Raw genomic sequence first — 19,998 nt, 5'->3', positions numbered from 1 at the left:
AGCATAAGTTTGTTAATCAATGCTGAATGTTATACGCTTTGTGTAAAGAGCGAATGATGAAGGGTTCTTCTTGCTCAAAGAATAACCCAGTATGGGCGCTAAGAATTGCTTGCTGCAAATCTGGTCTTTCAAGTGCAGACTGTAATAGGTCGATAGCTTTCTTTCCCTCGTTGGATTTTGCACACGCTATGTAGCCAAAAATTGTCAACCCAGCCTCTTCGATGGCATGGAAACTGTAGCTGTTCAGTGCCTGTGCCGAAGGGTGCTCGGTAATAAATACAGAGCTGTACTCTATTATTCCATCCAATTTTCCTTGACTTAGCATCACCCTAAGCCGGTAAGCACTTTGATTACCCTGTGCGACCCAAAAAGCGGATTGGTTTGCGGCGATAAAATTGTCAATTTCCAGTCCATAAGAGCGGCCCTCTGATACGCCGATATTTAACCCCATTCTGACGACTGTCCCCAGTGAAATCGTATCGGGAATATTAGATTGATCTTTGAGTATTAAGCGATTGGCAGGAAATGACATTAACGGATAAGGTGTAAATAAAGCCATGGCTTCTCGCTCGGGTGTCTTAACTTTGTTGTACAGGCACGCTCTAGAATTACGAACCAGTTCTCGCCACTCCCTTTTTCGGCTGGCTGGCATAAAGGCCAGAACTAACTTTCCCTGAAGCGTTTGCTCCAATTTAAGGAGTAGCTGGGTCGCTAGATCGGCGGGGGCTTTATTTGAATCTGGAGAGTAGTCTGAAATAATATCTACGTAGATAGGTTCACTTCTTACAGTAACAGACATGACCAACAAAACAGCGACGATAGCACAGCGCATTCAGTTCACCTAACTCGAACATCTATGCAAAACCGGTTTTGCTGGGTTCCTGCTTACAAGCAAAAAAGGGGGTCGGATCTGCAGAGACTTTCTATCAGTGCTCCATGCACAACCAGCACTGATCGATCAGCGCTCAATATAAGTGTGGCTCAAAAAGAAAGAAAGCGCCATAAGCAATTTCACGGGTATATTCTGGCATTGGATATTTAATTAGTGCTGCCTGTACAGCCACGCATAATGCCTTTGCATCTCAACTACACCAGTGTTGGGGAGGCCGGTTCAACAATAATAAATATTGCTATTCAACTAGTGGGGATGAGTTGCAGAAAAAAGGCGCGAGTTTCTTTATCGCGCCTCAATTTAGTTACACACTACAACGCTTGTAGTTGCGGTACTCTGGTAACCAGTAATTTTTCTCAATGGCTGTCCAGATGAGATCTTCCGGCATCTCCAGTGCAACGCCTTCTTCCATCGCTTTCTTGGCCACAGCAAATGCGATTCGCTTACTGAGTGGCTCAATTTCAACCAGCGAAGGAAGCAAACTGCCTTTACCTGTATTAGCCCATGGTGAAGACTCTGCAAGTGTTTCACTGGCAATCATCAGCATAGACTCTGTGATGCGTGAGGCCTTAGCTGCCAAAACGCCCAGCCCAATACCCGGGAAAATGTAGCTGTTGTTACACTGCGGAATCGTAAAGATTTGACCGTTAAAATCGACAGGTTCAAACGGACTACCTGTTGCGACGATCGCCTGACCTTCAGTCCACTCAATCACATCTTTTGGATGTGCTTCAACCTGACGCGACGGGTTGCTCAGTGGGAAGATAATTGGACGTTCACACCCAGAGTGCATCGCTTTGATAACCTGCTCGGTGAATAAACCAGGCTGACCGGATACGCCGATCAGAATATCTGGCTGAGCGCAGTGCATCACATCAAGTAAAGACGCAAATTCACCACTGAAGTTCCAGTTTTCAAGCGCCGATTTTGATTGAACCAATGCTGCCTGGAAGTCGCGTAATCCTTCCATGCCTTCGGTCAGAAGACCATAACGATCGACCATGAATATCTGGCTACGAGCTTGCTCGTCAGAAATACCTTCGGAAACCATTTGTGCAATGATCTGTTCTGCAATACCACAGCCGGCAGAACCCGCTCCAACAAACACCACCTTTTGCTCAGATAACTTTGTACCTTTAACGCGGCAAGCCGCCAACAAAGAGCCAACGGTAACTGAGGCAGTACCTTGTATATCATCGTTGAAACAGCAAATTTCGTCACGATAACGACCCAACAAAGGCATTGCATTGGGTTGAGCAAAGTCTTCAAACTGGAGTAAAACGTTTGGCCAGCGACGCTTAACGGCTTTGATAAATAGATCCAAGAACTCGTCGTATTCGTCCTGAGAAATGCGTTTATGACGTGCGCCCATATACATGGGGTCATTCAGTAACTTTTCGTTATTTGTTCCTACATCGAGCATTACTGGTAAGGTGTATGCTGGGCTGATCCCACCACATACAGTGTATAATGCCAGCTTACCGATTGGGATACCCATTCCACCGATCCCCTGGTCACCCAGACCCAGAATACGCTCACCGTCGGTCACTACGATAACCTTAACCTTATTTTTGGTCGCGTTACGTAAAATATCGTCAATTTGATGGCGTTCTTCGTAAGAAATGAATAACCCGCGCGAGCTGCGGTAAATGTCGGAAAACTTTTCGCATGCATCACCTACCGTTGGCGTGTAAATGATAGGCATCATTTCTTCCAGGTGATCACGCACAAGACGATAATACAGGGTTTCGTTGTTGTCCTGTATAGCACGCAAATAAATATGCTTGTTAAGGTTATCGCTGAAACTTGAGAACTGCTGATAACAGCGTTCGACCTGCTCTTCTATGGTTTCAAAACGGGGAGGAACGAGACCTGTCAGGTTAAAGTTTTCTCGTTCGCGCTGACTAAATGCACTGCCCTTATTTAATAGCGGAGTTTCTAAAAGCGTTGGGCCAGAGTATGGAATGTAGAGATAATTGGGATCGGATTGTTTAGTCATATTTACAAGCTGTGACTCGTTAAATTAAGTACAAGGAATTATTATTGCGCAAATGCATTAAAATTCAATGAATTTTAAGCATGTCAGACCAATAAAAAACGGCTCTGTTCAGGCATGGTCAATGCGTAAACAGAGCCGTACATTATACGGTAAATCGATCTTAAGCGCCAAACTTACTCGCTGGATTCTCCCATTGCGGCGCCTTCCCTGCGTGGATCAGCCCCTCCCAATAACAGATCTTCTGTCACTGCGATGGCATGAATACCCGAATTGAGGTCTCGGACTCTGACCGTATGGCCCTTTGCTTCCAGCAGCGGTTTTAACTTGGCCACCTCAGTGCCTTTTTCCAGCGTGGTGTATTGGTTACGATTTGTTATCCTTGGCAGGTCAATAGCCTGTTGTGGTGACATGTCCCAGTCAAGCACACCAATCACTGTTTGGGCCACATAATTGATGATGCGACTACCACCCGGTGAGCCAACAACAAGTTTCAATGAGCCATCCTTGTTGAATACCATGACAGGAGACATTGAGCTGCGTGGACGCTTGTTAGCTTCTACTCTGTTCGCGACCCAAAGGTCTCCAATTTTTGGAGACAACGCGAAGTCGGTCAGTTGGTTGTTTAACAGGTACCCGTTGACCATGACGGTTGAGCCAAAGGCCATTTCAATAGAAGAAGTCATAGAAACCGCATTGCCCTGTGCATCCACAATCGATAAGTGTGTGGTTGATGGCAACTCGTAGCTGTTGTCTTGTGCGTAAGCCAGCTTGCCCATACTAGGGTCGCCAATAGGAACCTCTTTATTGTCTTTATCCGTGATAAGTGCGGCTCTTTGCTTTAGGTAAACGGGGTTCAGCAAGCCCTGAGTTGGCACTTCTACAAAGTCAGGATCGGCAATATAATAGTTACGATCAGCAAAAGCCAACCGAGAAGCCTGAGTAAATAAATGGAGGGCTTCAGGGTCATTTGGCTTATATTGACTAAGCTTCTTACCCTCGAGTAGTTTCAGGATCTGCAAAACGGCAATCCCGCCACTGCTTGGTGGGGCCATTGAACACACCCTGTAACTGTGGTAGGTGGTACAAATGGGGGCACGCTCTTTACTGTGGTAGCTTTTAAGATCAGATAACGACAATACACCCGGCGCAATCGCCGATTTTTGGACTGCGCGCACTATATCATCGGCATTTTTACCTTCGTAAAAACCTTTCAAGCCAAACTCTGCAATCTCTCGGTATAATCTCGCAAGTTCTGGGTTCTTTAACAGAGTACCGGCTTCCAGTGCTTTGCCTTCAGGATAAAAATATTCTTTGGCTGGGGATAATTTGGTCAACCCAGGGTTAAGCTCTTTTTTTAACAGCATATGAAGTCGTGGAGATACCAAAAAACCGTTTTCAGCAAGCTCTATTGCAGGCTTAAACAGATGGCGCCACTTCAATTTGCCGTATTTATCATGCGCTTGCTTCATTGCATGTAACACACCCGGTGTGCCAACAGAGCGCCCTCCTACAACGGCTTCTATCCAACGTACGGGTTTACCTTCTTTGTCTAAGAACAATGAGGGAGTTGCTGCTTTAGGTGCCGTTTCCCGACCATCGAACGTTGTCAGGTATTCATTTTCTTTGTCGTAATGAAGAATAAAGGCACCTCCCCCGATCCCCGAGGACTGGGGCTCTACAAGCGTTAGCACCAGTTGCGCTGCAATGGCAGCATCAATAGCACTGCCACCCTGTTGTAACATGAGCTGGCCGGCTTTGCTCGCATGTGCATTGGCTGCAACGACCATATACTTTTTGGCCGTCTTCTCTTTTTTTAGCTGTAAGCCGGTTGCGGCTTCGGGTTCTCTGACTTCTCTGGTGTTATTGTCTAGGGCTAAAGAAGTGAATGGTAACGCGGCGCCAAGCGCCAGTGCGGCAAGTGATAGGCGATATTTCATAGAGTCTGGAAATTCTTCTGATAGATGATTGGCATCATAAAAGTAAACAGGCACAATATGCAAAAAAATTCTAAGAAATATTATGTTTGAACTCCCTTTGGCGCCTCGTTACCTTCTTCCGCCGCTCGTTTTAATGTTGTTTTGTACTTTACTGATGATCCCATCAATCAGGGAAATACTGGTTTTTAACCGAGAGCTGATTGATCAGGGCGAGCTATGGCGGATATGGACCAGTCAGTATGTTCATACCAACTGGATGCATTGGTTACTGAACGCAGTTGGCGTTGTGTTTATCTGGGTACTCCATGCAGAGTATCGTACTCCTAAAGTTTATGCACTTCACCTCTTGATACTTGGATTGTGGACCGGAGTCGGGATCTGGTTATTTTGCCCGGATATTCGTATTTATACGGGACTCAGTGGCCTGTTGCACGGCGTTATTGTCTGGGGAGCAGTCAAGGATATAAAAGTGGGCGAAAGAACCGGTATCCTGTTATTTCTTGGTATTGCTGGCAAGCTGGTGTGGGAACAATACGCTGGCCCCAGTGAAGATGTAGGTCAACTCATTTCGTCTCGTGTTGCCATTGAATCACACTTAATTGGTGCCGTCGGAGGGCTGGTACTGGCGATACCTCTGTTGTGGCAGAAAAAGTGAACGTTTAACAGCGCAGATCGACAGATCTGCGCTGTACATTAACTATAGATTTTCTTTAAACAATTTGTAGATGCGGCGGTATTCATCTAACCAGCTCGAGGGCTGCACGAACCCGTGTGGCTCTACAGGATAAATGGCCGTTTCGAAGTTCTCTTTCTCAAGTTCAATTAACCTCTGTACCAAACGTACAACATCCTGAAAAAAGACATTGTCGTCAATCATAGGTGCATTGATCAACATAGGTTTATTTAGTCCCTCAGCAAAATATATGGGCGAGCTGCGGCGATACGCAATAGGGTCATCTGCTGGGCGATTCAAAATATTCGAGGTATAGGGGTCGTTATAATAGGCCCAGTCAGTAACGGGTCTAAGCGCAGCACCCGCCTGGAACAGCTCTGGCTGAGTAAATAAGGCCATGAAAGTCATAAACCCACCATAAGAGCCACCATAGGTACCAACAGAGTTTTTGTCGACGTTGACGTTTTCGACCATCCAGTTAACGCCATCTGCCAAATCTTCTATCTCTGGTTTACCCATATGGCGGTAGATAGCTGTACGCCAGTCTCGACCGTAACCTTTTGAGGCCCGGTAGTCCATATCCATCACGACGTAGCCTTCGCTGGCAAGCAAGGAGTGGAACATAAATTCACGAAAATACACAGACCAGCCCATATGTGAATTTTGTAGGTAGCCGGCGCCATGGTTAAAGATCACGGCTTTGCGTGTTTTGCCCTGCTCCCCTTCCTGATAGTCAGCTGGATAGTATACCTTGGCATAAATCGGTTGCTCGGTATTGCTTGATGGCACAGCCACCACTTTTGGTGATATCAGTTTTTTATTCAGAAATTCCTGAGACACAGTATGGGTGATTTGTTTTGGCGTGCTGCCTGGTTTAGCATCAGCAATAAACAACTCAGGCGGCATGACAATTTTTGAATGCGTCAGTAGCAGTTTGCTTTCATCAGGGCTCAAAACATAATCGGTCATACCATCAAGGTTTGTGAGTGCTTCAACTTCACCTGATTGCAGCGCAACTCGGTAAATTTCATAGATACCAGGGTGCTTGATGTTTGCCTTAAAGTAGATGGACTTGTTATCTTTTGTCGGCGTAAGCTCTGATACCTCATATTTTCCTGAAGTCAGTTGCTTTGCATCACCGTTTAGTGGCTTAGTATACAAATGACTGTAACCTGACTCCTCTGACAGGTAATACAGCGTATCTTGGTTATTAAGCCAACCAAAATCATTGTGCGTGTAATTTACCCAGGCTTCATCGTGCAAACGATGCTGCGAAACCAGCTTATTGTTATTAAAATCGACGCTTGCAATCCAACGGTCTTTATTGTCCCAGGACTCTAGCATGACAGCCACCTCAGAGCCCTGAGTATTCCATTGAATTGCAGACTGATCCCACGCCCAATCAAGCATCAACGTAATATGTCGGGGCGCTTTTTTACTGGTATACGATTTACCAAGTGCCAGCGCATTCTCTTTCCTGACTTCTGCCAATACATCTTCATCAAATCCCGGTAAAGTGTCGTAGGGCAGCGTGTTTTGTTGCTTGCTATTGAGATCTATATACACGAGGCTATGCTCGACAGGCTTATTATCTGCTACGCGGCTTCTTGCTTCAACCGGATCAATATTACCGTCCTGAGACACATAGTTAGGCATGATGTCCTGTTCACTACGCTCAGGAGCGTCCTTGGTTATTGCCACGATCAATTTATCCCCAGCTGGAGATAAACTGGCTTCAACAATACGCTGACCTGTACCCAGGTAAAACTTGTTGTCGTCAAGGGTTGCGTTTTGCTCAACCAGCGCTTTTTTGCGGTTTTGTACATCTTTTGCATTTTTATGTTGTAGCGCCACATAGTCAATTAGCTTGTGCTGTTCCTGAGCTATATAACCTTTTGGCTCCAACACACCTTCAGGTGGATTACCAAGTACTAGCTTAGCTATTTCGGTTGTAAGTCCAGACTCCAAGTCTATAGTGTAAAAAGTGTTGTCCGTTAAATAAGCAAGATCACCGGATGTCAGAAACTGCACTTGTTTTGCCGTCCGACTTGAGCGAGTTAACTGACGAACTGCATTGGTCGTAATGTCTTTTACAAATACATTACCCGCAAAAATGTAGGCTTGCAGTTTACCATCGTGAGAATATACCGCGTTTAGGGCACCTATCTGATGTTTGTCAGATAATGCGACTTGCTCAAGACCTTTTTCGCCATATTTGAAAGTATCTCTCAGATTACTACCCACTTGTTTTTGTTCAAACAGCACAGATTGACTGTCTGCACTCCAGAACCCCTCTTCGGGCTTTCGACCAAGCCAGTCAGGATGAGCCATAGCCTGTTCTAGCGTGATCAATTCAGACCCTGTGACTGCTTTAGTTGTCATCACATTTGCGGGTTGGGTTTCGTATGAGGTCGAATTATTATGACTTGATTGGGTGACCTGACATCCGGCTAGGAACAGCGCTGACGCCACGGCAAGAGAAGTTAGAGATTGTTTCATTATATGAATTGTCTAAGATTGTTATTGTGGGCTAATTTAAGCAGAAGAATACGGAGAATTCGAACAATTTAAGATAAACAACCTAACAGAACGATTATTGCAAAAAAAAGGCCAGTAAAAATACTGGCCAAATACTCTCTGCGCTCACATAGTCGTTGATGGACAACGAGTATGAAATGAGGCCTATCCACGCCTCATTAAAGTAGACCTGATACTGGCGTAATAAGTTCCAAAAAAATTCATTTATTTTATTTTTTTTGTAACGCGTTGATCTATGCCAGGAACGACCGTTAAGTTTGGCTCACCTCACAGTGAGATCAGGCCGTCCAGGATCAGTAACAACATCACGCCACTGACAATAAACCAAAGCACGGAAGCCATCGCAAACGGTCGCCAACCACTTTGACGTAACATTGACATGGATACACCACTGCCTATCAAAAACAAGCTCGCTACCAGAACTGACTTTGCACCGCTATAAAGTACAGTCCAGACAGGTTGATAGCCAGGCAACCAAGTATTTATCATAGCCGCTACAATAAACCCGATGATGAATAAAGGGATACTTGCTTTTTCGGATGAACGCCAAAATACACCGGCAATAGCTGCATAAGGGACAATCCACATAGCTCGGGTCAGCTTAATTGTCGTAGCCATAGTTAGTGCGACCGGACCATAAACCGCGGCAGCAGCCACTACACTGCTGGTATCATGAATTGCTAGCGCACTCCATAATGCAAATTGACTTTCAGTCAAAGAAAAGTAATGCCCTAGCCAGGGAAAAATCAATAAACCAAGTGCGTTAAGAGCAAAGATAACACTCAACGAAATTGCAATTTCTTCTTGTTTTGCTTTGATCACAGGCGCCATAGCAGCAATTGCACTGCCACCGCAGATAGCCGTGCCAAATGAGATAAGTGTGCCTGTGTTGCGGTTTAACCGGAACACCTGACTTAAAATTTCACCCAAGCCAATCGTCGCTGTAATACTGATAATCGTTAATACGAGAGAACTACGACCGACACTCAATACCTCCTCAATATTAACGTTAAACCCCAAGCCAATGACGGCTAACTTTAATAACCATTTTGAGCCAGAGTTGGATAAATCAGGACAAGGGTTACCCAAAAACAACGCAAACCCCAGGCCAATGAAAAGTGCCAAAGAGGCGCTGGCAAATGGAGACAACGCAAACAAGAACGCAAACAGAAATAAGGCGCGGTGTAAACCAGGTCGTTTTAATAACACGTTATTACTCCCCAGCAGTCATCAGGTAAAAAACGCCGGGTAAACCCGGCGTGATGATAGCCCTAATTAAGGATCAGGGCATGGCTTGTCTGGGCAATGCCGGGATAATCGGCTTCGGGGAGTATCTCAGCAAGTTCAGCCAGCCGCTCGCCCAATTGGTGCAAGCTATTCGCAGAAACGTTAATGTGCCCCATTTTTCTGCCGGGCTTTGCCGTTTTACCATACCAGTGACTGGTAACGCCGGATATACTCAACACTTCTGTCGGTATACCATCCTGACCGAGCACGTTGATCATCGCAGTCGGTCTTAGCAAGCTAGTGTCACCCGTGGGTAAGCCTGTCACTGCACGCATGTGGTTTTCAAACTGGCTGACGTGGCAGCCTTGCTGAGTCCAGTGGCCAGAGTTGTGCACCCGCGGCGCGATCTCGTTAACCAGCAAAGTACCGTTGACATCAAAAAACTCTATCGCCAACACGCCAACATAATTGAGCTCATTGGCAATCGCAGCAAAAGCGGATTCTGCCTGTGACTGGATTGCGGACTTTTCTTTGCCAGCAACAGACAACGTCAGTACGCCGTTGGTATGCTGATTCTCAGTCAAAGGGTAAATACGGCATTGACCGCTATGGTCCCTGACACCAATAATGGATACTTCGCGGTCAAATGGGATCATTTGCTCGGCAATAATCGCATGCGGTGCAGTGTCTGTGCCAGCGGCAAGAAACTCAGACATTTCCTGCCAAATCGCCTCTACTTCGTCATCAAGTTTGACACGCCACTGACCCTTACCGTCATATCCAGCCTGACATGTTTTGACGACAAGCGGTTTACCTAGTTTTTCAATGGCGGCAAGAAAATGGCCTTTTTCAGTGATCAATGCATAAGGAGCACACGCAACTTCCGCCTTTTCTAGCAAAGCTTTTTCTTTGGCGCGATCACCGCCTGTCAGTATGGCTTCAGCACCGGGATAAAACTTCCCCGACCTCTGACACACAGACAATATGTCCGCAGGGATATGCTCAAACTCTGCAGTAATCGCGTCAACATCAGCAATAGCTTGCTCAAGAGTGGCACTATATGCTTCGAATGTTACTGGATTTGTGACTTGCTGGGTCGCCACATCGTAGGCTGAAACCTGAATATCTAAGTGCGTGGCAGACAAGCTCATCATACGAGCTAACTGGCCTGCGCCTAATACTAATACTTTCATTACTACTCTGCTGGGTTAGGGTTTGCCAGAACGGTGTCAGTTTGTGCCTTGCGGAACGCCTCAACTTTCTCAAAGATTTCTGGCTGCTGACAGCCCAGAATTTGTGCGGCCAGTAAACCTGCATTGGCCGCACCTGCGTCACCGATTGCTAGAGTGCCGACTGCGACCCCTTTAGGCATCTGGCAGATAGACAACAAAGAGTCTACGCCATTGAGAGTTTTAGATTTAACAGGAACGCCTAATACTGGCAGGCTGGTAAATGCTGCAGCCATGCCTGGCAAATGGGCTGCACCGCCAGCACCAGCAATAATGACCTTAATGCCACGTTCTGCTGCTGAGGAAGCATATTCTGCCAACAAATGGGGAGTACGGTGTGCCGAAACAACTTTGGTCTCGTAATCAATACCGAATTTATCCAACATCTCCGCTGCATGTTGCATTGTAGGCCAATCGGACTTAGAGCCCATGATGATGCCAACCGTCATAATTATTCCTCAGTTAAAATTGAACGATTCAGGCGCATATTTTTGGGGTGTGCGCCAACTTCGGGCGTATTATACCGAAGTGGCGCTTCAAAGCGAATCGACATTTCCTACAGCCGTGTTTTCAGCTTTGATGAATACTGTTCTGTGCTTGCGCTTCAGTAATACCTTTAGCTTTGCGCCAGTGATGGAAAAAAGCATCAGGTCCTAAAATAAAAAAGAGTATAACCAACCCGCCGGGAACGAGTACCACTTTGAGCGCCGGGCCCAGCACATAGCTGTAGAACACAATGAATGGAATAAACAAGAGATAACCTATCAACCGCTGCAACATAAAGCCTCCTTAATCAATAATTGAGCGCGCTCATATTTTTAATTGAGCGTGCTCAATTGTCAATGGTTATTACGATTACAATAAGTGCTAACACTCTTTTTGTGTGTAACGAAACCTTGAACGGGCTGGTATGTGATGTGTTAAGGTGCCCTATAGACGTGATATAATGACAAAAAGTTTCCAGCTTAGTACCGATGAAAAAAAGAGAAAAAACAAGGCAGTTGATATTAGACGAAAGTTGGCAACTGTTTATAGCACAAGGCTACACCGATACTTCAACCCGGCAGATAGCGACTGCCGCAGGTATTGCCACAGGCACAGTATTTAGTCATTTCCCTAACAAAATAGATATTCTTAAAACGGCCATGCATCAGCAAATAGACGGTGTTATTACACTAGCCCAAAATACGGATCAGCATCATTCCGCAAGGCTAAAGCTCAGACACTATGCCAGTCATTTATTCGCTTTTTATTTGCAACACAGAGAGTTTAGTAAAGCTTTACTGGGCGATCTACTTTGGCATCAGTCTTACTTTTCAGCGCAACTTGATGCTTTCAAACACCTGCTTTTTGCCGAGCAAGAGTACGATGAAACAAGGGCAACAGTAATGATGGATTGCTACTTTATGACACTGATTCAGGGTTTATCCGACCCCTCTTCTTGTGAAGACTCTATGCTGCGAACTCTTACTAATAAGCTAACATTATTGTATTAACAATAATGTATGATGTGTTCTTTAATGAATATTAAAAAGGCAGAGCCTCATACCCTGCCAGGATTTGCGCGCTAAACAGAATGTCTCGCCGATATCTCAGAGGTCATCGTGGATTCCTTTAAATACCAGATACTACCCGGCTCATTTTGTAGGGCGCGATTCACAATATGTTTAGACAGCAACCAAAAGAACAGGCCAAATAGTGACGACACCACTTCCACCAAAACCGCTTCCAGACTGTTTGGAGTCCAAAGGTCTGTGCCCGGAATAACCGCTGCGATAAATGATGTTACAGGCACCATGACGCACAACAACGCCAGTAGTTTAAGTCCGTAAATTGCAGTTCGTGCCGGGCCGTAAACAAATGCAGATACCACGACACTAAAAAAGCTCATATAGTAAAGGAACAAATAAGCCTGATTTATACTCTCAGTCATTAACGTTAGCCATTTATTACTGGCAAATACCGTCGCGATACCCATAAGTGCTCCAAGGCTGACACCAACGGTGAGAGCGCCCATCACTTTATAACTCCGAGTCTGTTTTACTCCTTTGTTACGCCGTTTCTCGAGCCACAAAATATTCCCAGAATAAAACAAACCCGCGCCAGCCAGCCCCATCAAAAAATATGCCCAACGTCCTAAATCCCCGCCATAACTGCCGAAATGCAGACTAAAAAAAGTAGATACGAGTTTCGCCCAAATGTTTTGATCCGGATGTGCGGCACTCGATGAGGCAATTTCAAATGTATAAGGATTTATAAAGACATAGTCATTTAAAGCTCCTCGCATCAGCTGCTGTTCATTTACGACGCCTACGCTGGCAGATGCAATCGGTTTAGTCAGGTTTCCATATCTAATATACGAGACAGCGTAACCGGGTGCATGCGCTTCTACTTTCGCTACTAGTTCTGATACTTTTGGTAAATCTGCTAAATTCCGTTCTATTTTTGAAGGTTCATTTCGTGGGAATAAAGGCTTATCACCATAAAGTTGCGACAAACCGCCATAAAACAGGTCATGATACGCAAAAACGGTCACGGTAATGGCAATCACAATATGAAAGGGTAAGCTCGCAATACCCAACAAATTGTGACCATCCAGCCAGAAACGTTTTCTTTCTCCGTCCCGGCGCAGAGATTGGAAGCGCTTAACCAGGGTTGGAAGCAGAAATATCACACCAGAAACTAACGCGATAAAATAGGCAAATGCGGCAATACCAAGCACAAAAATACCAGCCTGATGATGATCAATTTCACCAATAATCCCTGCAGTACGATGTAACATATCCAGCATAGCCGAAAGCGTATTAACGGGCACCAGTTGGGTAACCAACTCACCGTCACTATTCAATGTACCGTGCCACTTAACCTCATCCAAGGCAAGCCCTCTCCCATTACCATGCTCATACCAACTTACGGGCGATAACGACTTATCAAAATGCAAGGTTACATTGTCAGCGGCTTTTGGATACGCCTGTAGCACTTTTTGCAGCAATTCATCATATTGTCCGGCTTCTATTGCAGGCATATGTTTTTCCGGAGATGTCGCCCACCGATCGATCTCTGGCGCAAACATCACCAATGCACCAGCAAAAAATCCGATAAACAACAGTAAGCTGGTCGTTATACCAGTCCAGGTATGTAGCGTTTGATAGGTACGCAGAATGTCCGCCCTCACTTTCATAACATACTCCTGAAAACCACCTGCATCGCAAAACATACCGCACTGGCCAATAACAAATAACCCCAGGCCTGTTTTCCCGTTTTAAACAAAAAAGTCAGACTGAGTATTACCAACCAGACAGGCGCGATGATCCACATGTTGAACTGTGTTTTCCACAATAATTCTGAGTTTGTGAGCGTCCCGTTGAGACCATCCGGACCAAACCAAACGATTAGACCAACAAACGCAAAACTCAAAAGCCCCCCGGCTACAACGCCAGCCAGAGACTTACTCAACCAATGTGGCTGAATAGGCGCCACGCTCTTCATAGCTTTCCCTTTTTGTTGCTTTTTAACAGCGCAAAAAAAGGCGAAATAATTAACCCTAACATGATCACGACAAAGCTCTGGAAAATCACTGAGGGCCCTTCGTTCTGAAGGAAGATAATGCCATATGGACAAAACAGTATTAGGTAAGATGCCAATCGAAAACCGTTGTTTAGCGCTTTAGGTAATAACTGCTGGTTTTTATTACTGAGGTAAAATAACAAGGTACCTGCAATCAAGAGCAGAACCTGAAATGAATTTAGCACGATTCCTCCCTGTATATATGGACAATAGCCTGTGCATTATACACAAACGGTATTGATAATCACTACCATTTGATTTATCGGAACAGATTATACGCTATGGTCGACTTTTTTGTTTTTATACAACGCGTGAGTACGTATCAGGTGGTAAGCACGGCCAATCAGAACCAAACAAATTGCACCTGTTAATACCGGAAACAGTAAAAATATCCATCCCTGACCTGTGAGCATAATAAACACTGGATTTGCGCCAGCTGGCGGATGCACCGTTTTTGTAAACATCATTAGCCCCACTGCCAGTCCTGTTGCACAGCCCAGTGAGAAGGCATTTAATGGGACGAGCTCAACAAAAATGACACCCACCAGTGCCGTAATACAATGGCCAGCAATCACATTTCTCGCTTGTGCCAGCGGACTTTCGGGCAAGACAAAAATCAGTACGCAAGACGCACCAAATGCTGCCATTAATAGCAAATGTTCTTGCTCATTCTGGCCTATAAGCGCCAAAACCGTAATAGCCAGCATAGAACCTAAACCTGCAGAAAAATATACAGTCCAGTTTGACATAGCCCCCTCATGTAGACAGATTGTTCTACCCGCATGGTAGACAACTCTTTCTACTCATGTCAAGATATGCGTAACTATTAGGAGATAGATATGTCAGATAAGCGAGAGTTGTTGTTAAGCAAAGCGTTAGAGCTGTTCTATCAAAAAGGGATTTGTAGCGTTGGAATAAACGAGATTATCTCGTACAGTGGTGTAGCTAAGAAAACCCTTTATCATCACTTTAGTTCCAAAGATGATCTGGTACTTTCTGCATTGTCACTTAGGGATCAACAATATTTACAGTGGCTGAAAGGTAAGTTGTCTGGCGCTCAAAGTAATGCAGCGCTGATTGAGCTGCTTTTTCATGCATTGAGCGACTGGTTTCACGACCGTGCACCAGAGCTTGGTCCCTTCAGAGGGTGCTTTTTCATTAATACCGCCAGTGAATCTGCGTCACTGAACGCGCAAATCCTGGATAGCTGTGCCAGACATAAAACAGCTGTCAGACACTTGATCACACAAAGTTTACCTCAGCCAGACGACAGATTGGTTGATACCTTGTGTTTACTTAAAGAAGGAGCAACAGTATCAGCCTTTGTTCAAGGTGACAAACAGGCTGCTTCGCGTTGTATCGAAATTGCGCTCGCGTTCGATGCTCAATCAGCATTTGGGGTGTAATCTGGTGAAATTTAACCCTCACCCCCGGTGCTCTATACTGTCTGTATTATTACTTACTGCATGCTTTGGTCAGATATACCATGCAACAAAATAACTATCTCAAACATGGGGCACTGACACTCAGTGTCTCGGTTATAATCGGCTTTATCGTTGATTATGCATTTAACCTCAGCCTGAGCCGGAATCTCAGCGCTCATGAATACGGCGACTACAAGGTCGCCTATGCTTATGCCACAATTTGCAGTGTGTTAGTACTTTTGGGAGGTGATCGCGTCGCCCCTAAGTTTCTGGCTAAGCCACTGGCGGACAATGCAACCAGTCAAGTCGGCGGGTTCGTCTTGTTCTTTAGCAAAATTGCAGTCGCCCTATCCCTGATACTCTTTATTTTTACTTATTTAAGTGGTTACTGGCACATAGGCAGCTGGTCGCTCGAAGAGCATCATGCTTTACTGTGGATATCTGCAGCTATTCCACTTATTGCCATCGGTGCAATATTGAGCCGTGTATTACAAAGCGCAAAAATGCTGGCTTATGCCAACTTGCCCTGGCGAATTGGCTTGCCGCTGGGGAAAACAATGGCCATCATTGCACTGGCTGCTGTACTGGAAGAAGTGCACCTTTGGCAGGTAATTGCCGCCGGTATTGGGCTGTTGCTTATTATCACCTTCTGGCAATTCAGCATTTTACGAAAGCAAAATCTACTGTCTTTCACTCCTTTCACACCCGTCAATGATGGTACAAAACTCCTTATGACGTCCGTTCCCATGATGCTTGCAATGTTAGTCACAATCGCGATTTCTCAATTGGACCTGTACATGTTGGAGTTACTGGCTTTAGAACATGAAGTAGGTCACTATGCCGGCGCAGTGACGACAGCTCATATGCTTCCGGTCGCTCAAGTTAGCATCATTGCCTTATTTGTCCCCTTACTCGGTCAGGCCTTAGAAAAAGGCGAAGAACATGCAGAGCACGTACTTTGGCAAGCTCAACGAGTCATGGTAGTGGCCGTTGTTTTACTCTCTATAGCATTAATGGCCTCAAGCTCTCACCTTTTAAAATTGTTTGGTGAGGATTTTTTTACAGCTAATGAAGCATTAAGGTACCTGATCCTGGGCTCATGTTTCTGGGCTGTTACTGCATTTATTTCAACCTGGCTTCAATACACGGGAAAGGGGAAATATGTCGTTGTTATTGGGCTTTTAACATTAGTTACTGATGCGATATTGAACTGGCTACTCATTCCAACTCATGGCATTACTGGTGCAGCGATTTCGACCTGTACGGCATTATTCCTCGCTTCTCTGCTAACCTGGGTAACTTTCTTAACATTTAAAAAGCCGCGTCACTCCGGCAGGAATGTACCAACGACGCGATAAGAAAACAGGTAAAACACCACTATTCATAATAACTTGTTAAAATAATTGACACATTCAATACCCTTTTGTAATTTAGGGACAGTGCTAGCTTGCACCATCATAATAAGAATAATAAGGAAAATTATGAAACAACGAGTAAAACAAAGTGGTTTGTTTATACTGATGTTGTGCCTGGGTTTAGGTATAGGCGTAGCATTGAAACATGCATATAACAAACTGTCTTTCCATCCCGAAAAAATTACGCAAAGTTCGACAGTACTTTACTTGATACAACCAGAGTCGCACCTGTCACCTCACTTTAACCAGAGTATCGGGTTTTTAGCTTGACCTAGATAGAGCGTTCTTATAAGTCTCTTAAATAGCGTCCGGAAATACAGCGATTACAGGCATCCCTGTCTCAAAGTTGTATCCGGCCGCGCCATTACTTTGTGCGAATACCTGATATGTAGACGCGCTTTCATTGTTGCGCTATCTTAAAAAGTATTACAAGGTAAGCTCAACATCGGGAGGTAAATTGCGATACATCTTATTCGTGCTTCTCTGCACTTTGTATATCAAGCCCGCAATTGCAGTACCTCAGATCACCTCAAGGTCTTCAGCGGACATTCTAAGAGAAGCCGAGGATTATATCATTGTAGAACCCTCTCATTCTTATCGACTGCTCAGGCAAGTTACGACAATCACCAATCTTTCACCACCGCAACAGATCCGCTGGCATTTAATTAAAGTTCGCTCAGCCATCGCCACAAATAATTTTGGTGATATTGAAGCAGAACTCATTGCGTTGTTGGCGCTTCAGCATCATAGCGACTTCCAAAAACGCCTTGCGAGTATACTAAGCGCAATGGGTATCGCTTTGAGGCGTTTGGGCTACTTTACACAGGCTAAAGCTTTCTACACCTGTGCACTGGATCATAAAATAACGGAAAAGAAGCGAATGGCTTTGCTTATTAACCTGGCGGTGCTTTCACGCCATATGAATGATTACGTACTGGCTAAACAGTCATACAGGGAGGCACGCGACATAGCGCAGAGGCTACACCATGAACGTGCACTCGCAAACGTAAATAACAATCTTGGTACCTTAGCTCTGGATGAAGGTAATATAGAGTTGGCAGAAAAATACTATCGAGAGGCACTAATCGGCTACCAATCCAGCGATAAGCGCAGCGGTAACATAACCGCTGGCACTAATTTATTGCTCATTTTTGCAATTCAGGGCCATACTCTCAACTTTCAGAGGCTAATAAGTCCGATTTCAACTTTAGTTGACGCGTACCCTGATGAGTCAAAAAAAGCCTTACTGTTATGGTTAATCAATGCAAATGAAGCAAACTTGGGTAAGCCTGTTCCTCAGAGTACAAAAAACGAGTTAGTATCTGCATTTGAAAGCCTTGAAAGTGTCAAGCTGCAAATTTTGATTGAACGCTACCTCGCGCCCAGGGTGCATGTAAATGTCATCCCGGGGAAAAGTCCTGCTCAGCTCGCGAAACCCGCTCCCGTCTGGTTAAAGGCTCGTAATTTTTGCGTTAAGCCCTGAGATACCTCTGTCATTTCGCGAAATCCTTGGTTTCCAGATAAAGTGCTTCAATAAACTTATATGATATCGGGATTTGTTCTGTCAGAGGCAAAATTGAACCACTCTCTATCAGGGTTGGAAGAACCGATTGATGGTGACACTTAACCTTAATCATTTGGTCAAAACTGGGTAACTGACCAATTTTATGAATGAGTAAGCAAAGATCCCGTGTAACGGATCTGACGTAAAAATGCCCGTTTTTAACCGGCTCCACTGGCTCGTCTAATATGACTTTGCCCACTTCGAATGTCACGTTCGTTTTTGCTATCTTTCCATCACGCTCAAAATGCCCCTGATACACACTCCCAGACAAAGCCGGGATTTCGCCAAGACGCAATTTGTCAAGTTCAAAGGGGTTCGGCACAAATGTGACCAAAGTTTTAGATCTAAAAAGTCGCTCCAAAATGTGCGCTATCTGTGGTGTTGGTTTAACCTCAAATAAAACCTGCCTGGCATGCATTCCCCGCGGCATAGGTAAATGTGAAGCAATCACCTTTTGACCTACTTGCATCATCACCATTCCATGAACACCAAATGTAGTGTGTTCCTGGTGCGCCAATAGAACTGGACTTAAAAACAACAACAGCCACCTAATCATAAAATACTCCGTAAATGTAACATCTAAGTTGACCAATTTAAGGTATATTTAATTCCATATCATCAACCATAAGAAGATATTAGTTCCAATATGGAAATTACAGAGTTAAAGAGATTTGTAGCTATAGCAAATACACAAAACCTACAGTTAGCTGCCGTAGAACTAAACACAACGCCCGGCGCGCTCTCTAAATCTTTAAAAAAGCTTGAGTTATCATTAGGCGTTATGTTGTTTGACCGAGTTGGTAAGCAGCTAGTTCTAAATGAAAATGGCGCAGGCTTGCTTCCTGATGCGATTAAAATTCTTGATATCGCGCGCAGCGCAAAAACGGCACTGGATCCCACAGGCGCTGTCTTCACCTGCCGAGTATCTGCACCTGCGATCCTTCAATACCGCTGGATTGGACTTTTCGGTGCCACCGCCTCAGGGGTCCTATTTGAGTATCAGTCTGACTTTGAAATGGAGGCACTCAATAAGGTCAAACAGGGATTAGTAGATGTAGCACTGACAACTAGCCTGGTTCGGCCTCACTTAAATGAAGATCTCGAGGCTGTGCCAATTGGAAAGTTAACCCTTGAACTGGCCGTTGGCAAAAGTCATCCGCTTGCATGTAAGGATACTGTAACTCTCATAGAATTATCGAATTACCCTTTCGCGGTGCCTAATACGTCACCATTTTGCGGCGAATTTCGCGGGTCAAGTTGTGATGGCTGGTATCATGATACGATAAGCAGACAAATAAAATGGACTGTTAATGATTACGCTGCACTATGCGAGCTGGTCAAAAATGGGCTTGCTGTCGCCTACCTGCCCGATTATATGATCTCAGCTTGGCAACTACGTAAACTGACACCCCAGTACGATAAAAAGAACCATACTGAGCAAGTATGTGCCATATATCGACGGAATACTCCATTTTGGATAAAATCTTTGGTTGAAGAGATGGGATTAGATCGCGGTAAGTAGGGAATTGTTTT

At 44.9% G+C, this 19,998-nt stretch carries 19 protein-coding genes; 7 read left to right on the top strand and 12 right to left on the bottom strand.

All coding sequences use genetic code 11. From position 1 onward, the window contains the following. Positions 1–16 precede the first annotated feature (16 nt). The 3 genes from CWB98_RS14550 to ggt all read right to left on the bottom strand — a co-directional run bounded on the left by CWB98_RS14550 (position 17) and on the right by ggt (position 4,828). Positions 17–832 (bottom strand): ABC transporter substrate-binding protein, encoded by an 816-nt coding sequence (locus tag CWB98_RS14550; protein ID WP_138545522.1) that lies wholly within the window; start codon positions 830–832, stop codon positions 17–19. A gap of 364 nt (positions 833–1,196) precedes the next feature. Continuing rightward, entirely contained in the window at positions 1,197–2,891 is a 1,695-nt protein-coding gene (locus CWB98_RS14545; protein WP_138545521.1) for an NAD-dependent malic enzyme, read from the bottom strand. 173 nt (positions 2,892–3,064) lie between these two features. Then, on the bottom strand, positions 3,065–4,828 hold the full coding sequence (gene ggt / locus CWB98_RS14540; protein ID WP_138545520.1) for a gamma-glutamyltransferase: 1,764 nt from the start codon (positions 4,826–4,828) through the stop codon (positions 3,065–3,067). A gap of 82 nt (positions 4,829–4,910) precedes the next feature. Between ggt and rrtA the strand changes: the two genes are divergently transcribed. Then, entirely contained in the window at positions 4,911–5,483 is a 573-nt protein-coding gene (gene rrtA, locus CWB98_RS14535) for a rhombosortase (RefSeq protein WP_138545519.1), read from the top strand. A 42-nt stretch (positions 5,484–5,525) separates the two neighbouring features. Here rrtA and CWB98_RS14530 read toward each other — a convergent pair whose 3' ends face one another. The 5 genes from CWB98_RS14530 to CWB98_RS14510 form a co-directional block, all read right to left on the bottom strand. Continuing rightward, positions 5,526–8,000 carry a S9 family peptidase gene (locus CWB98_RS14530; protein ID WP_171045661.1) on the bottom strand — a complete coding sequence of 825 codons (2,475 nt, stop codon included), beginning with the start codon at positions 7,998–8,000 and terminating at the stop codon, positions 5,526–5,528. A gap of 306 nt (positions 8,001–8,306) precedes the next feature. After that, on the bottom strand, positions 8,307–9,248 hold the full coding sequence (locus CWB98_RS14525; RefSeq protein ID WP_138545517.1) for a YeiH family protein: 942 nt from the start codon (positions 9,246–9,248) through the stop codon (positions 8,307–8,309). A 62-nt stretch (positions 9,249–9,310) separates the two neighbouring features. Continuing rightward, complete coding sequence (locus CWB98_RS14520) at positions 9,311–10,459, bottom strand: 5-(carboxyamino)imidazole ribonucleotide synthase (protein WP_138545516.1); 1,149 nt, start codon at positions 10,457–10,459, stop codon at positions 9,311–9,313. Between the two features lie 2 nt (positions 10,460–10,461). Then, entirely contained in the window at positions 10,462–10,944 is a 483-nt protein-coding gene (gene purE / locus CWB98_RS14515) for a 5-(carboxyamino)imidazole ribonucleotide mutase (protein ID WP_138545515.1), read from the bottom strand. A 121-nt stretch (positions 10,945–11,065) separates the two neighbouring features. Further along, positions 11,066–11,275, bottom strand: a complete 210-nt coding sequence (locus CWB98_RS14510; RefSeq protein ID WP_138545514.1) for a hypothetical protein — start codon at positions 11,273–11,275, stop codon at positions 11,066–11,068. A gap of 194 nt (positions 11,276–11,469) precedes the next feature. Here CWB98_RS14510 and CWB98_RS14505 point away from each other — a divergent pair, with 194 nt between their 5' ends. Further along, a complete protein-coding gene (locus CWB98_RS14505) occupies positions 11,470–11,991 on the top strand; it encodes a TetR/AcrR family transcriptional regulator (RefSeq protein ID WP_138545513.1) in 522 nt (173 codons plus the stop codon). 71 nt (positions 11,992–12,062) lie between these two features. Here CWB98_RS14505 and CWB98_RS14500 read toward each other — a convergent pair whose 3' ends face one another. From CWB98_RS14500 to CWB98_RS14490, 3 genes are all read right to left on the bottom strand, one after another. Continuing rightward, the gene (locus tag CWB98_RS14500; RefSeq protein WP_138545512.1) at positions 12,063–13,676 is read right to left on the bottom strand and encodes a PepSY-associated TM helix domain-containing protein; all 1,614 of its coding nucleotides are present in this window, start codon (positions 13,674–13,676) and stop codon (positions 12,063–12,065) included. Next, a complete protein-coding gene (locus CWB98_RS14495) occupies positions 13,673–13,984 on the bottom strand; it encodes a hypothetical protein (RefSeq protein ID WP_138545511.1) in 312 nt (103 codons plus the stop codon). Before CWB98_RS14495 ends, CWB98_RS14500 begins: the two co-directional genes overlap by 4 nt. Before the next feature lie 350 nt (positions 13,985–14,334). After that, on the bottom strand, positions 14,335–14,811 hold the full coding sequence (locus tag CWB98_RS14490) for an HPP family protein (RefSeq protein WP_249364684.1): 477 nt from the start codon (positions 14,809–14,811) through the stop codon (positions 14,335–14,337). A 90-nt stretch (positions 14,812–14,901) separates the two neighbouring features. On the opposite strand from CWB98_RS14490, the gene CWB98_RS14485 reads away from it, so the two are divergent. The 4 genes from CWB98_RS14485 (at position 14,902) to CWB98_RS14470 (ending at position 18,384) form a co-directional block, all read left to right on the top strand. Then, positions 14,902–15,468: a TetR/AcrR family transcriptional regulator gene (locus CWB98_RS14485; protein WP_138545510.1), complete on the top strand. Its 567-nt coding sequence runs from the start codon at positions 14,902–14,904 to the stop codon at positions 15,466–15,468. An 80-nt stretch (positions 15,469–15,548) separates the two neighbouring features. Next, positions 15,549–16,844 carry a polysaccharide biosynthesis C-terminal domain-containing protein gene (locus CWB98_RS14480; RefSeq protein ID WP_138545509.1) on the top strand — a complete coding sequence of 432 codons (1,296 nt, stop codon included), beginning with the start codon at positions 15,549–15,551 and terminating at the stop codon, positions 16,842–16,844. 123 nt (positions 16,845–16,967) lie between these two features. After that, positions 16,968–17,171: a hypothetical protein gene (locus tag CWB98_RS14475; protein ID WP_138545508.1), complete on the top strand. Its 204-nt coding sequence runs from the start codon at positions 16,968–16,970 to the stop codon at positions 17,169–17,171. A gap of 133 nt (positions 17,172–17,304) precedes the next feature. Then, positions 17,305–18,384: a tetratricopeptide repeat protein gene (locus CWB98_RS14470; RefSeq protein ID WP_138545507.1), complete on the top strand. Its 1,080-nt coding sequence runs from the start codon at positions 17,305–17,307 to the stop codon at positions 18,382–18,384. Positions 18,385–18,394: 10 nt separating this feature from the next. On the opposite strand, the gene CWB98_RS14465 is transcribed toward CWB98_RS14470, so the two are convergent. Then, positions 18,395–19,021, bottom strand: a complete 627-nt coding sequence (locus CWB98_RS14465) for a hypothetical protein (RefSeq protein ID WP_138545506.1) — start codon at positions 19,019–19,021, stop codon at positions 18,395–18,397. A 90-nt stretch (positions 19,022–19,111) separates the two neighbouring features. Here CWB98_RS14465 and CWB98_RS14460 point away from each other — a divergent pair, with 90 nt between their 5' ends. Then, positions 19,112–19,987, top strand: coding sequence for a LysR family transcriptional regulator (locus CWB98_RS14460; RefSeq protein WP_138545505.1), 876 nt, complete (start codon positions 19,112–19,114; stop codon positions 19,985–19,987). Positions 19,988–19,998 lie beyond the last annotated feature (11 nt).

It is taken from the genome of Pseudoalteromonas rubra (genome assembly GCF_005887115.1).
GTDB lineage: Bacteria > Pseudomonadota > Gammaproteobacteria > Enterobacterales > Alteromonadaceae > Pseudoalteromonas > Pseudoalteromonas rubra_F.
The sequence above is the reverse complement of the archived record's forward strand: the minus strand, read 5'-3'. Positions and strand labels throughout refer to the sequence as shown.

What these genes read in the sequence shown, in the direction of transcription:
- rrtA (WP_138545519.1), top strand. Translation starts at nt 4,911, where the DNA reads ATGTTTGAACTCCCTTTGGCGCCTCGTTACCTTCTTCCGCCGCTCGTT.
- ggt (WP_138545520.1), bottom strand. Translation starts at nt 4,828, where the DNA reads ATGAAATATCGCCTATCACTTGCCGCACTGGCGCTTGGCGCCGCGTTA.
- CWB98_RS14465 (WP_138545506.1), bottom strand. Translation starts at nt 19,021, where the DNA reads ATGATTAGGTGGCTGTTGTTGTTTTTAAGTCCAGTTCTATTGGCGCAC.
- CWB98_RS14480 (WP_138545509.1), top strand. Translation starts at nt 15,549, where the DNA reads ATGCAACAAAATAACTATCTCAAACATGGGGCACTGACACTCAGTGTC.
- CWB98_RS14495 (WP_138545511.1), bottom strand. Translation starts at nt 13,984, where the DNA reads ATGAAGAGCGTGGCGCCTATTCAGCCACATTGGTTGAGTAAGTCTCTG.
- CWB98_RS14500 (WP_138545512.1), bottom strand. Translation starts at nt 13,676, where the DNA reads ATGAAAGTGAGGGCGGACATTCTGCGTACCTATCAAACGCTACATACC.
- CWB98_RS14530 (WP_171045661.1), bottom strand. Translation starts at nt 8,000, where the DNA reads ATGAAACAATCTCTAACTTCTCTTGCCGTGGCGTCAGCGCTGTTCCTA.
- CWB98_RS14485 (WP_138545510.1), top strand. Translation starts at nt 14,902, where the DNA reads ATGTCAGATAAGCGAGAGTTGTTGTTAAGCAAAGCGTTAGAGCTGTTC.
- CWB98_RS14510 (WP_138545514.1), bottom strand. Translation starts at nt 11,275, where the DNA reads ATGTTGCAGCGGTTGATAGGTTATCTCTTGTTTATTCCATTCATTGTG.
- CWB98_RS14460 (WP_138545505.1), top strand. Translation starts at nt 19,112, where the DNA reads ATGGAAATTACAGAGTTAAAGAGATTTGTAGCTATAGCAAATACACAA.
- CWB98_RS14505 (WP_138545513.1), top strand. Translation starts at nt 11,470, where the DNA reads ATGAAAAAAAGAGAAAAAACAAGGCAGTTGATATTAGACGAAAGTTGG.
- CWB98_RS14520 (WP_138545516.1), bottom strand. Translation starts at nt 10,459, where the DNA reads ATGAAAGTATTAGTATTAGGCGCAGGCCAGTTAGCTCGTATGATGAGC.
- CWB98_RS14545 (WP_138545521.1), bottom strand. Translation starts at nt 2,891, where the DNA reads ATGACTAAACAATCCGATCCCAATTATCTCTACATTCCATACTCTGGC.
- CWB98_RS14550 (WP_138545522.1), bottom strand. Translation starts at nt 832, where the DNA reads ATGCGCTGTGCTATCGTCGCTGTTTTGTTGGTCATGTCTGTTACTGTA.
- purE (WP_138545515.1), bottom strand. Translation starts at nt 10,944, where the DNA reads ATGACGGTTGGCATCATCATGGGCTCTAAGTCCGATTGGCCTACAATG.
- CWB98_RS14490 (WP_249364684.1), bottom strand. Translation starts at nt 14,811, where the DNA reads ATGTCAAACTGGACTGTATATTTTTCTGCAGGTTTAGGTTCTATGCTG.
- CWB98_RS14475 (WP_138545508.1), top strand. Translation starts at nt 16,968, where the DNA reads ATGAAACAACGAGTAAAACAAAGTGGTTTGTTTATACTGATGTTGTGC.